This window comes from Flavobacterium sp. TR2, from assembly GCF_025252405.1.
GTDB lineage: Bacteria > Bacteroidota > Bacteroidia > Flavobacteriales > Flavobacteriaceae > Flavobacterium.
In genome coordinates, this window is record NZ_CP104307.1 from 4799404 (window position 1) to 4813356 (window position 13953).

The window sequence follows — 13953 nt, forward strand, 5'->3', positions numbered from 1 at the left end:
GAGAAGATTTTTTCATGGTTTATTATTTTTTAATTTGCTTGGAAGACAAACTGATGTATAAGCCTATTATAACAAAAGCAACTCCAAAAAGCGTATACAATGTCAGCGGTTCATCGACCATAAAATAAGCTATCAAAAATCCGAATATCGGACATAGAAAAAGCCAATACGAAGCTTTTATGGGATTGATTTTTAAAAGATACAGCCAAAACTGAATGGCTCCTATGGAGACTGCAATTGCCAGCCATGCTGTCGAAAACCAAAAATCTGCATTAAACGTATTTTTATCCGATTGGTATGTAAGCGCTAATGCGGGAAGCAAAAATAGGGCGCCAATTATAGTTTGCCAGCCATTGATGGTTAGAATGTGTAATCCGTTCCATTCTTTAGTCGAATAGTAAATGGTTCCCAATGAATAGGCCATCATGCTGACAATTAAAATGAGTATTCCGCCGGGAGTTGCAAAGCTGCTTTGCAATAAAGGATAGGCCGCTAAAAAAACACCTGCAAAACAAAGCACTAAACTGATTACACTTTTAAAATTGATTTTATGAGATAACCAAACTGCAGAAATCAAAACAATAAAAACCGGATTAGTTGCTACTGCCAAACTCCCTAAACCTGCGGATACTTTTTGCATGGCAATCACATACAGACCCAAGTAAAAAGTGATATTAAGCAGACCATAAATACTAATCTGGATCCATTCTTTTTTTTGAGGCAGCCGTTTTGCCATTATAAAATGTGAAATAACAAGCATAATAACTCCAGCAATTAAAAATCTAAAAATAGAAATCACGAAAGGCTGTGCAGAATGAAGTCCGATTTTTGTGGCTGTTGATGCAGATGCCCACAAAAAAGCGAAAATAATTCCAATAAAAATGATTTTCCATTCTTTTAATTGACTTAAAATTGGAAGCTTTTTTTCTTTAACCATTTTAAAATGAATGAGTCTGTTTAAGAGAAATTAAGTGTTTCTATTTCGCTTAAATCAGGATTGAATTTGACAAAACTGGCAGGAAAACCAGATTTAATTTTTCCAACTCTATCTTGCACGCCAATAGCAGAAGCGACTCTTGTAGAAGCCATTTTTATTGCTTCATCTGCAGAAACATTCAGATGATTATAAGCATTTTGCACTGCTTCTGCCATTGATATTGTAGCTCCCGCCAGATTGCCATCTTCGTTTCTGTAAAAACCATTTTCTAAATGAGCGTCAAAATTATCCCATTTAAAATTGGCTACTTTTCGCCCTAAAAAGGTCGCATCGCTTATAAGAAAAAATTTGTCTTTTTTTAATTTGTACGCCACTTTTGCAGCAGCATAATCACAATGAGCACCATCCAAAATTACTGGAGCGTAGACATCTTCGTTTTCAAAAACAGCTCCTACCAAACCGGGTTCGCGGTGTCCAAACTGAGTCATGGCATTAAACAAATGGGTTACCAGATTTATTCCTTTTGCAAAATAAGGCTGCGCTTCTTTGTGCGTAATAGTCGAATGCCCAATTGAAATCGTAATGCCGCTTTCGATCAGTTTATTTAATTGTTCTTCTGTAAAACATTCTGGAGCGATTGTTATTACTTTGATAATATCTTTTCCTTTTTCGATTATTTCATCCAGTTCTTCATCGGTAGGTTTTCTAACCTGATCCATACTGTGTGCGCCACGTCTTAACGGATTTAAAAAAGGTCCTTCCAAATGCATTCCGATAACGCCATTGTTATGCTTTTTCATGTAGGAACGAACCGCTTCAATTCCTTCTAAAATAGTTTCTCTTGAAGAAGATATCAAACAAGGCAAAATATGCGTTGTACCGTATTTGAGGCTTGCATCATAAATATCCTGAATCGTCTCTTCGTTTGGAGTCTGGCTGAAATAAAGTCTTTCTCCGCCGTTGATCTGAATATCTATAAATCCTGCCGAAAGATGTTTTCCTCCCAAATCAATTTGTTCCATATCATTTGGAATTTCTTTCTGCACCGAAATAATCTTTCCGTTTTCAATAATTACAGTTCCATTTTCAATTATTTCGTCGCCTGTGTGCACAACAGCATTTACAATCGCTTGTTTCATTTTTTAGTTTATTTCTTTATTATTTTACTGCTTATCGAAGCATTTGCATCATTTACATTCAAAAGATAAATTCCCTGTGGCTGATCTGCCAATGAAAATAAAATTTCTTTTTCGTTCAAATTTACAGAGGTAGATCGGATTAATTTTCCAGATAAATCAAATAATTTAATGTTGGCGGTTCCTGAAGCATTATTTACTTTAATTTTTACAAAATCTTTTACTGGATTCGGACTTACTTCAACACTAAACTTTTGATTTTCAACTTCATTTATTTGAACTGCTTTTTTTGCTGATAAGGAACTGGGAGGCAAAAAGGTGTCGGCTCCATTGGTAAGCCAGTTTAAACTGAAACGCACAAAATACATTTGATAGGTCGAACTCTCTCCGTTTTCATAATAAATTCCGATTGTTCCGTCTGGCAGAATTGTTAAACTGGAATAAGCCGATGCTCCCGGAAAAATAGTTTTTGGAGCGCTCCAAGTTGTTCCTTCGTCAGTACTCATTTGCACGCTCACATTTTTACGACTGCTTGAAAACGGAATAGAATGCAATAATCTATTTTTATCATAACCGTCAAGCGTAGAAGTATAACGAATAAAATCGCCATCGCAATTTGGATCTGTTATGCTTGTTTGATTGTAAGCCGTTCCCCATGTTACGCCTTTATCTGTCGAAATATTAAAACGTCTTGTTCCTGGATTTCGGATGCTCATCATAATATTTCCGTTATTTAATTCTACCACTTTTGCTTCATCGCCATCTATTTCAGCTCTTCCTGTCGATGCTGTCCAAGTAACACCATGATCGGCACTTGTTATCATATAATTGCTAATGCGTTCTGTTCCCGAAACATTTTCTCTAACGGCAATTGCAGCTACTATTTTTCCGTCACGCAATTGGTGCGCTCTTCCCGAAGCTACAAATAATCCTTTCCAATTTGGATTTGGCCCATAAATCTGGCTGGTAATATCTACCGGTGTTCCCCAAGTTACTCCATTATCTGTGCTGTGAATAACCAAGACTTTTGCGGGCGCTGCGTTTGTAGAAGCAAAAAAACCTTTATCTGCAGACACTAGACACAATAACTCGCCAGTAGTTTTGTCTAAAACCAATGCAGCATCGCCTGCGCCAGTTGCTGCGCCAAAATTGGCAATTGTAAGCGGAGAGGACCAAGTTTTTCCGTTATCTGTACTTCTGCGCACAACAGGATCTATCTTTGCTGATAAATCGCCTGAACCATTCCATCTTTTATCTGTTACTGTTACCAGCGAACCATCGGCAGCAGTGATGATTGCTGGAATACGATAACTTGCAGAACCTGCATCTCCAGGTGTAAACAAAAGTGTATTAGCCAATAAAATCACTCTGTTTCCTGAAACTGCATTGGACGTTGTATTGTAGGCAACTCCATTTGCAATTATTGACTCGCAAGTGGCATCTAATACATTCCCTTCTGTTGCGGTGGCTGAAACATCGTAAGTAATCCAAAAATAATTATCTCCAGAAACCAGCGCTTTTGAGCCATTCGCCGTAAGATTTCCGCTTGACGGAGAAACTGCTGCAAATAATGTCGCCGTTGTCGGATTGAAAATCGATGTACTGCCGCTTGAATAAATTTTGATGTTGGTAACATCTGAAATATTCGTAGTCCCCGTCATCGTAAATTTTAGAGCGCTCACGGTCAACGGATTTAAATTGCCCGAAACAGAGGCTTTTACAGCAATAATTCGCTGATCTGTGTCGCCTAAACCTGTTGGCAGTTCGGTTTGCACTAATGAAATGGAATTAATCTGCATTTCGTTTGTCTGTGCAATTACAGATGCTCCGTTCATTAAAGTCCCAGGATGGTTATTTCCTGTAATGTCTGGCACGTTGGTACCGCTTACGTTTTCAAAATCCCAAGCTGCAATTAAACCGGTTTCTGTTCCTGCAATTACAGCCGTTTTATCTGTTACAACTTCGGCAGCGGTCATGGCTTTGCTCCAAAAACGGATATCATCGATTTGAGCATTCATGTATGAGGCAAAATTGCTCAGAGTTCCAAAAAATAAATCTCCAGTATTAGAAACGGTGTTCGTTCCTCCAATATTTGCTGATGTTTTAGTTTGCTGTAAAACGCCATCTACATAAATTTTACAGCTTGTTGAGGCAACATCTACCACCATTGCCAAATGATGCCAAACGTTGTTGGCTATATTTGAAGTTCCGTACGGAGGCCCTGCCGCTCCTGCGCTTGTTGTGAGGTTTACTCCAAACTGTCCCCCGCCTGCCGAGGTGTTATTAATAAATTCATACCCAATTCCTGAGCCGTTTGGACGTTTGCTTAAAATACGCTTCCCAAAATCAGTGGTTTTAATTTTGCAGGTTATGGTTAAATTTTGCCCTGCTGCCAAATTAAAATCGCTGTGATTGGCAACTACCATATAATCGTTTACACCATCTAAATTTAAAACCATCGGAAAAGCATTTGAAAACGTTACTGATCCCACTAGAGTTCCAGGATGGTTATTTCCTGAAACGTCTGGAACCGAAGTGCCTGTTACATTTTCAAAATTCCACGCAGCCAAAAGATCTGCTGCTGGAGCGTTAACAACGGCAGTCATATCTGCTTGTAATTCTGCTGCAGTCATGGCTTTGTTCCAAATGCGCACATTATCGATCTGTCCTGCCCATTTGTAACTGTTGGAAGCGTCTGAAGTTGCTCCGATTACAAAGTTTACGGCATTGGAGAAATCAGATGTGACCGAAGTAAATGTTTTTCCTGTATTCGCCAAAACGCCATCCAAATAACCGTAAATCGTTCGATTGCTCGAGGCATCGATGACCAAAGCAACATGATGCCAAGTTCCATCGGCAATTGAATTGGCAGAATATCCTGCTGTGCTGATATTTGCAGGAGTTCCTGTTCCGCTTGCATTCATGGCAAACTTTCCGGCATTGGTTCCGTTTCCTGTCCAAAACTCATAACCATTTCCAGAAGTGCCATTTCTTTTGGCAAAAATTCTTGGAGTTCCGGTATTGGCTGTCGTTTTAATCCAGCAGGTAATGGTTTTGTTCTGGCCAGAGCCAAAGTCTAAATCTGGATGATCTGCTACTGTCATATAAGCCGAAGTTCCATCAAGGTTTAAAACCTTACCGCTTTGCGCTTTTATATTTATACTGCATAAACACATCAAACACAAACAAAAATTGAGTAATACATTTTTCATAGTTTTTAATATTTGGTTATAAATTGGTTAATAAGCAAAAAATAGCATCTAAAAACTTGATGGACCGGCAGATAATCAGAAGAAACGGATTTTAATTGTTTTCTAGATATTCGTGTAATATTTGAGTGCAATACCACTCTTGTCTTGGCAAATGAAACGGTCCTTTATAAAGATTTCCTTTTGCTGTCTGCGCTACGCTCCCATCTCTGTGCAAATAGCCAAACCACTCGCCGTTTTCTTTATCATGAAATTTACTGTAAGCATAATCATGAATCATTTTATGCCATTCTGCATATTTCGCATTTCCCGTCATGGTATAAGCCAATAAGGTTGCAATAATAACTTCATTATGCGGCCACCAGAATTTCATGTCCTGCCAATATTCCTGAACAGGATTTCCGTAAACGTCAAGAAAATATAAAATTCCGCCGTGTTCTTTATCCCAACCGCGTTCCCACATATAATCGAGCATCTTACAGCCCAATTCTATTAAATGCGGATCGTTGTTTCTGTATTTTGCTTCATGCAGAATAAACCACGCGCCTTCGATGGCGTGCCCAGGATTTAAAGTTCTTCCGTCTATATGATCGATTATAGAACCGTCTGGAGCCACTTGTTCCATCACGCATTTTATATCGTGCTTTACAAAGTCGTGTTCTATTTCGGCAATCCATTTCATAATCCATTCATCGCAGCGCGGATCTCCGATATTTTCTCGTAATTGCTGTGCCGTATTAATCATAATCATTGGAGAGCCAATTCCTTTTGAAGGTCTTGTATTGGTATATTTTGGTTCTAGCAAACCTGGAGTTGTGGTGTATTTGATGCATTCTCCAAAAAGATGGCGTGCCTGTTCGGCTGCGGCTTCATCTCCGCTCGCTTTTGCATAAGCGCTGAGAGCGATTACTGCAAAGGTTTCAGAAAAGTAATAACGTCGTTTGCGTATTGGACTTCCGTCTTGGGTAACGTGAAAAAACATTCGCCCATCTGTATCGAAACAATGTTTGTTGATAAAATCGATTCCAGATTTTGCGCCCTGAAGCCATTCTTTTTTGGGTTCGACTGTGTTGTAAAGTGTAGACAAGAGCCATGATGTGCGCCCCTGAAACCAAACTGATTTATCGGTATCTATTAATTCTCCAGTTTGGTTCCGCATCAGCAAGTAACCGCCATGCTCAGTATCTATGGAACGCGGAAACCAAAATGGAACTGTATTATCTAATAATTGGTTCTGATAAAACTCTTTTAATTCTATTAAATCAGTTTTTGAATAGCTCATTTTATATATGTTTTTTACGCCTGAAATCGATTCAGGTTTTGTTATGTTGATAGGTGAAATCGCTTTAGATGTAAATTCAATTCATCTAAAGAAAAAAATAGTATGAGAGTTGCTTTCTAGTTTTTGTTTTCAGAATCCAGTTCGAATCTAAAAGTGGAACATGGAAGATTGGCTTCGTTTACCAGATTTGCTGTTGTAAAAGGCTTATAAGCGTATAAAACTTCTTTTATTTTCTGGCCATTCGGAATGCCGATTTCAACTTGATTTTTTACGATTACTGCTTTACTTTCGATTCGAATGCCTTTATCGGTTACAAGTTCAAATCCGATTACCTCTTTTTTATCTGCTGTAAATAGCTGTTTTGAATTTGAAAAAGAAACTAAAACCACATCTCCTTTTTGAATGGCTTTTAACGGTACAGGCCCTTCTGCTGTAATTTTTCTTCCGTACGAATATTTCAAAGCCAGCAATGCCAAACGATTTCCGATGGGTTCTTTTTTTATTGGGTGCACATTTGTCTCGTCGCCAAAATCCATACTGACTGCCATCGCACTATTTGGAATCTTTTTCTGAATTCTATTTTGTGCATCTCTAAACATTGCCCAAGAAGGACGGTTTATGCTTGACAGCTGCACAAAATAAAACGGCAGTGAATTTCCCCATGCTTTCCGCCAGCTTTCGGCTAATTGAGGCAATGAATGTTCGTACAGTTCGATATTGTGTGCGTTGCTTTCGCCTTGGTACCATAAAAATCCTTTTATTGGAAATTCGATAAACTGCGAAACGCCCGCTTCGTAATTGTAACAAGGATCATAAGGATGGCGCTGTTTTGGGTTTACAGCATTTTTTAGGTTTTCGTCTGCACGCGATCGCACCCACGGCATTAAAAAATCAGATTTTCGCCAGTTGGTCAATACATCAACTTCTTTATCATCATGTTCCAAAGTGTACCGATCCATCCAAGATTCGATTGGTGAACCGCCAACTGCAACTTGAATTAAACCAATCGGGACATTTTCTTCCTGTACAATATTTTGCCCAAAATAATACGCTACTGCCGAAAAATCTTTGGCACTTATCGAATCGCAAATTTTCCAGTTTCCTGAGAAGTATTTTAATTGATTTGTTTTTTCTAAAGTGATAGAATCCCAAGGTTTTTCATCGGTTTCTTGAAGGACTTCAAAATTGAATAATCGGAGTTTTGAATTTGCTACAGCTTTTTTCAATTCGGAAATTCCGTTTTCAGCTTTTTTCAAAGGAAAAGCCATATTTGATTGTCCCGAACAAAACCAGACATCTCCAATTAAAATATTTTTCAGCGCGATGTTTTGATTTGAAGCGGAAATCGAAATCTGTTTTATTTCTCCCGATTTCATGGCAGGAAATACAGCTTTCCATTTTCCATATTCATTTGTTACAGCAACTGCTTTTTGATTATTAAAACTGACTTCCACTTTTTCGCCTCCATTTGCATTTCCATAAATTACAATCGGCAGATTTCGCTGCAAAACCATATTATCTGTAAAAACAGCAGGCAATTTTAATCCTCCAAAATCTTGAGTTACATTTTCATAAACCGTTTGGGCTAGTATTTTTGCTCCTTCTTTTGTCGGATGCAATGCGTCTGGAAAAAGATCCGGGCGATGGTATAGTTTTTTGTGAAGGTCAATTAAATTGACCTTATTTGCTTTTGCAACTTCACCGATATGTTCCTGAATCTGCCAAAACCAATCTCGTGTTCCCGACTTAAAGCGAGAATGTTCATTAAAAATCGGCGTCATTCGGCAAATAAAGATTTTTACATTCGGATTTTGTTTTCTCAATACCTCAATCAGCCAAGAATAATCGGCATTAAAATCATCTTTATAATTGGGCCAGTTCCTCGGATCAGTATCATTTAATCCCAAATGGATAATCGCAATATCAGGCTGATAGGCAATCGCATCAGCACATTCTTTCGTTTTATAATATGGTCTGCTTCCTTTCTTTAAAAGAGTTGCACCGCTGTAACCAAAATTTTTCACTTCATATTGGCTTCCCATCAAAACCTGCAGCTGAGAAGGATATGACTCTGATTTCGGATTGGCCAAAAGATAGCCAGCTGTAACAGAATCTCCAATACAAGCTACTTTTACAGCAATCTGCTGTGCATTAACCCCCAAATGAAATAGGGAAAGAAATGCTGTTATAAGCAGTAGTAAATTTCGTTTTTTTGTTCTCATTCTTCTTTACATCGTACTAAAATTGAGGGGTTATGAGCCGAGCGAAACGGCATGGCTTCGCCCGGGCTTATAAAACCAAAAAAGCAACTAACAATCTAATTTTTAAAAAAGGCTACTTTGACCTAAGCTCCTTCAAAATCATTTACTTTGGGGCGCAAAAAGCTAATTTGTGTGATAAGGGCAATCAAGACGATACCGGCCATCAAAGAAAAACCATAACCCAAGTTGCCAGCATCGGCTGATTTCCCTAACAAGGAGGTGACCAATGCGCCACAGCCAACCCCCGTCATATTTAAAATACCATAGGCCGTCGCCCGATATTTTGAAGAAACAAATTGACAGATAATGGGCATATTATTTGCATCAAACATTCCGTATCCTATACCAAAACACAGAACTGCGCCAACCACGTGAAACAAAGAATGCCCAAATCCGATCAATAATAGTGCGGGAATGGTCAAGCTTAAACCAATCGCGCTGGTATAAATTCTTCCTTTTATATTTTTCTGAACCCACTTATCAGATAAGATTCCACCGAATACAACTCCAAGCAAGGAAGAGAATGAAATTGTAATGGTTGCCAAAGGTCCAGCCTGATCCATTGAAATTCCTAAATTATCCGAGAAAAGCGTTGGGAGCCAGTTTTTAGTTGCCCATCCCGGTAGGCTTATAATGGCAAAATAGAACAGAATTACCCAAAAAGAAATATTGGTAAATAATATGGCCAGACCTTTCAGCAAAGGAGCTTTTTCATGGGTTTTGTTAAACTCTGGATCAAAAACTTTTGTCTTTTTCTCGTACAAAAAGAAAACCAAAATAACCGAATACACTACTCCAATAATTCCGAAGTGATGAAAAGTCGAATGCCAAGAATAGCGCGCTGCGATTGTGGCTCCAAAACCTCCCAAAGCCGAGCCAACATAAAGTCCCGTCATGTGAATACCAATGGCAAGCGATCTTGTCTTCTGCTGGTGATAATCGGCGATTAAGGACAATCCTGCCGGAATGTATAAAGCCTCGCTCACACCCATAATCGCTCTTAACCAATAAATCTCATCGTACGTCTTGGCATATCCCATTGCATACGTTACCGCAGACCAAACGAACAAACTTCCAATAATGAGCCATTTTCTATTTAATTTATCAGCGATAATTCCAGACACGGGACTCATCAAAGCATAAATCCAAAGGAAAACCGCCATCAGACGTCCAAAATTTTCACCCGAAACCAATTCCGGAATGTCACTTTCCATTGATGGTCTCATGGTTGCGAGCATCTGCCTGTCCATGTAGTTTAGTAAAGCTACAATCCAAAGTAACGCGACTACGAGCCAAGGATAATATTTAGAGTTTTTCATTTTGGTTTGGTTAATTTTTGGTTTGGTTTTTATTAGGCTTTCTTAATTAAACCTGACAGTCCCAAAGCTTCGGGATAAAAACCTGCCAGGTTTCAAATCAAGCAACTTAACTTAATTAATTCTATTTTTTATTCTACAGTTCCAATCATAACATCTGGCGTACGAATTCCAGGTTTTATTTCTCCATTTGATAAAACAATTTTATCGTTCCAAAGCACTGCAGTTGTCGTTACATGAGCCAAAAATGGCAGTTCGCCAATTTTCGACCATTTATTTTTTAAGGTATCATACAATAAAATGGCTTTGTAAAATCCTTGATGTGTTGTATTTAAGATATTTTTTTCGGCAATTAATTTTGTTTTTTCTTCTTCTGAAGCTGTCTTCGAAATTTGGGCTAAATAGGATTCTATTTTATGAAATGTCTCTCCGTTATCTCCTCCCGTAATGATGATATAGTGTTTTCCAAAAGCGACTCCTGCTCCTGCTGAAAAGTTCGTTGTTTTCTTCCCGTCTGTTATAACTGCTTTAGTTTCCCAAATTTGTTTTTTCAGATTGAAAGCCAATGTTGTGTTGTGCAAATCGCTAATTCCCGAAGCTGTTTTGGTTCTTCCTCCCACAACATAAATAACTTCCTTCTGAACCACTGCTACTGAATTTGCTAATGCAAAAGGTAATTTTGGTCCTGATTTCCATTCTAATTGTGTTTTATTTAAATCAATGCTAAAAACCAAATCAGAACTTTTTGAGGCTTCATCTCCTCCAATTGCGTACACTACATTGCTCACATTTACAAGGGCGATATTGGTTATTTTAATTGGGAAATCGGGTAATGTTTTTATTTCGATTTCATTTTTAACTAAATTCCAATTTAAAATGTGCGCTTTGTTGGATAAGCCGTTTTCATTTTCTCCACCAACATAAACGATTCCTAAACTGGTTGAAACATTTCCGCAATACGCAATTGGTTCTGGCAATTCAGCAGTCGTTTTTTTGTTCCAATGAAACGTTTTATCGTTTTTTTCTAAAACATGAATTTCTTTTGAATAATGCTTTTTTCCTCCTTCCCAAGGCATTTTATCTTGAAAATTGGCTCCTCCAGCAACAATCAGAACGTTATTATTTACGCCATTGATTGGTCCTGCAAAACCTAATGAAAGACTGCCGTCTGCATTTTGAAGCTGTGCTGCTTTTTCCCATTCGATTTTTGAAATATTTTTTTGCTGCGAAAGACCAACTGTTGCTGACATAATTGAAATAGTTAGGATTGAGAAAGAAAAAAATTGATTCATAGTGTTGTTTTAGTCGAAAACGAAACGTATTATTTTGATTTAAACTCGTCGAAATTTAAACCTTCAACATCTTTTTTGAACAATTCAAATTGTGCTGCGCTCATGTTTTTAACCGGCAATCTGAATTCGCCTAAATTATGCCCAACCAATTTCATATAGGCTTTCCCAACTGAGATACCGCCGTACTTTCCTAAGAAACGAATCATATCGATTGACTTCTGCTGCAATTTACTAGCTTTCGCTAAATCATTAGCATTAAAAGCATCAATCAAATCGTAATACAATGGAGCTGCGTAATTAAAAGTGCTTCCAACAGCGCCTTTTGCTCCTAAAACCAATGCCGACAGCATATTTTCATCACGTCCCCAAAGCATATCAAATTTTCCATCGGCATAACTCATACAGCTTTGAAAATCCATAAAATCTTCATGCGTATATTTTACTCCTGCAAAATTTGGCAGTTTTCCGTCTAGAGCTCTCACCAGATCAAACATCGGAATGTTAACGCCAGTTAAAACAGGAATATGATAATAGTACAAAGGCATATTTGGAACACTTTCTCCTACTTTGATGCAGATTTCTGCAAGCGTGTCTACATTTCCGGGTTTAAAGTAAAACGGAGCGGTAATAGATACTGCATACAAACCAATTTCATAAGAATATTTTGCCAGTTCGATACAATCTGTAAGACAAGTTCCGCCCAGAAAAACCATTACTTTAAAGTCAGCATCATGATTGGAGCAGTCTGCCCATGCTTTTGCAACCGTTTTTTTCTCTTCTAATGACATAGAAACTCCTTCGCCAGTAGAACCAATTATAAATGCTCCTGTCACGCCATTTCTTTTTAGAAAAGCATAATAAGCTGGAATCAGGCTTACATCTAGTTTTCCGTTCTCGTCAAATGGAGTAAATGGAGCCGAAATAAGACCTTGTAAATGTTCGATTTTCATGACTTTTATTTTTTTTTCGTTTTATCAGACTGGAAGCTTTTAGATTTCCAGTCTGATTTTAAACATTAGTTTTTTTTTATTTTTTGTTTTTCTTATTTAACGTATCCCGGATTCTGAGTAATTTTAGGATTGAAATTGATGGTGTTTTGAGAAATTGGAAACAGTATTTCTTTTCCTGCCATTGACGGAACTAGGCTTGTTTTGTTGAAACGAACAATATCCCACCATGATTTTCCTTCAAATGCCAATTCTTTTAAACGTTCTCTTAAAATCACATTGTCATTTGCTGCTGGAGTATCATTTGTAAATGAAGCCGATGCATCTGCTCTTTTCATTACGAGATTCATTTCTTCTGTTGGATCCTGACCTAAAGCATTTTTAACTTCTGCTTTCATCAATAAAATATCTGCCCAGCGGTAAATGATAATATCACTTACAAATCGTCTGATGGTTCCGTCTACAGTTCCGTTGTATTTTACCAAGCCAGTAACCACAGGAGTTGCACCATTGTATAAAGTTAAGTAGGTTGCTGCTTTTCTGGTATCTGTAGCTGCAAAATTGAATCGGGTAATATCTGGCTGCACTCTCGAAATACCTGCATTTCCTGAACCTGTTCCTAATGTTCCAAAAACTGCAGTTGCCTGTGCTGATGTCAATGGCGCAAAATCACTTGGACCTACAAACATAAACTGATTCCAGTTATCTAATAATGACGAAGTCAAATCGGCTAATGAATAGCGAACTGCAAAAAGCACTTCGGCATTTCCTTTTTTGTCAAAAGCAAAAACATCTTTAAAACTTGGCATTAAAGTCGGTGTTCCCGGAATTGCATTTATTGCAGCCAAAGCTGTGTTTAAATCTGCTGTTCCTCCGTTTAATTGTTTTGCTGTCCATAAATTCACATCTGCTTTTAAAGCATAAACTGATGGAAGAGCCAATTGCGTTTTGTTATTGCTTGAGTCTGGAAAATTGGCAATGGCCTTATCAATATCTGACTTAATGAATGCAAATGTTTCTTCGATTGTATTACGCGGAATAATGTATTGCGATTGGTTTGTATTTTCTGTCGGCTCTGTTACAATTGGCACTCCACCCCAAGAGCGCGCCATAATGAAGTAGCATAAGGCTCGCATTGTATACGCTTGAGCGATGTATCTTTTCTGCTCTTTTACGGTTGATGGACTAAAGGTAATTTGCGGCACATATTTTAAAACCAAGTTTGCCGAATGAATTACGGTGTATAAGCCAGCCCAATCTACATCTATATTTTGGGGCGTAAGATTGTTGTTGTAATAATTTGCCAATGTCAGCGGAGACTGAACTCCACCTGTGATTTCGGCGCTTCTTGCTCCTCCCAACAAGTAGTAATTTTGCTGTGTCTGGATTCTAAAGCTCACATACATTCCGTTTACTCCTGCTTTGGCGTCATCTTCTGTTTTCCAGAAACTATCGGCCGTAATAACACTATCAGATGTTAATTCTAAATCATCCTGACAAGAATTAAAAAGAGAAAGACTTGAAAAAAGTATTGTGTATAAAAGAAATTTCTTTTTCATGATTTTTTAATTAA

The 13953-nt window shown here is 38.0% G+C and carries 9 protein-coding genes; all 9 read right to left on the reverse strand.

Annotation, left to right across the window (positions count from 1 at the left end; genetic code table 11):
• Positions 1–22: 22 nt before the first annotated feature.
• Positions 23–937, reverse strand: a complete 915-nt coding sequence (locus N4T20_RS20405) for a DMT family transporter (protein WP_260670897.1) — start codon at positions 935–937, stop codon at positions 23–25.
• A 20-nt stretch (positions 938–957) separates the two neighbouring features.
• Positions 958–2076 (reverse strand): N-acetylglucosamine-6-phosphate deacetylase, encoded by a 1119-nt coding sequence (nagA, locus tag N4T20_RS20410; RefSeq protein WP_260670898.1) that lies wholly within the window; start codon positions 2074–2076, stop codon positions 958–960.
• An 8-nt stretch (positions 2077–2084) separates the two neighbouring features.
• The gene (locus N4T20_RS20415; RefSeq protein WP_260670899.1) at positions 2085–5285 is read right to left on the reverse strand and encodes a LamG-like jellyroll fold domain-containing protein; all 3201 of its coding nucleotides are present in this window, start codon (positions 5283–5285) and stop codon (positions 2085–2087) included.
• A gap of 91 nt (positions 5286–5376) precedes the next feature.
• Positions 5377–6564 (reverse strand): AGE family epimerase/isomerase, encoded by a 1188-nt coding sequence (locus N4T20_RS20420; RefSeq protein ID WP_260670900.1) that lies wholly within the window; start codon positions 6562–6564, stop codon positions 5377–5379.
• 116 nt (positions 6565–6680) lie between these two features.
• Positions 6681–8786: a GDSL-type esterase/lipase family protein gene (locus tag N4T20_RS20425; RefSeq protein WP_260670901.1), complete on the reverse strand. Its 2106-nt coding sequence runs from the start codon at positions 8784–8786 to the stop codon at positions 6681–6683.
• 122 nt (positions 8787–8908) lie between these two features.
• On the reverse strand, positions 8909–10144 hold the full coding sequence (locus N4T20_RS20430; protein WP_260670902.1) for an MFS transporter: 1236 nt from the start codon (positions 10142–10144) through the stop codon (positions 8909–8911).
• 128 nt (positions 10145–10272) lie between these two features.
• Positions 10273–11391: a galactose oxidase gene (locus tag N4T20_RS20435; RefSeq protein ID WP_260670903.1), complete on the reverse strand. Its 1119-nt coding sequence runs from the start codon at positions 11389–11391 to the stop codon at positions 10273–10275.
• A 71-nt stretch (positions 11392–11462) separates the two neighbouring features.
• Positions 11463–12383 (reverse strand): dihydrodipicolinate synthase family protein, encoded by a 921-nt coding sequence (locus N4T20_RS20440; protein ID WP_260670904.1) that lies wholly within the window; start codon positions 12381–12383, stop codon positions 11463–11465.
• A 92-nt stretch (positions 12384–12475) separates the two neighbouring features.
• Positions 12476–13939 carry a RagB/SusD family nutrient uptake outer membrane protein gene (locus N4T20_RS20445; RefSeq protein WP_260670905.1) on the reverse strand — a complete coding sequence of 488 codons (1464 nt, stop codon included), beginning with the start codon at positions 13937–13939 and terminating at the stop codon, positions 12476–12478.
• Positions 13940–13953 lie beyond the last annotated feature (14 nt).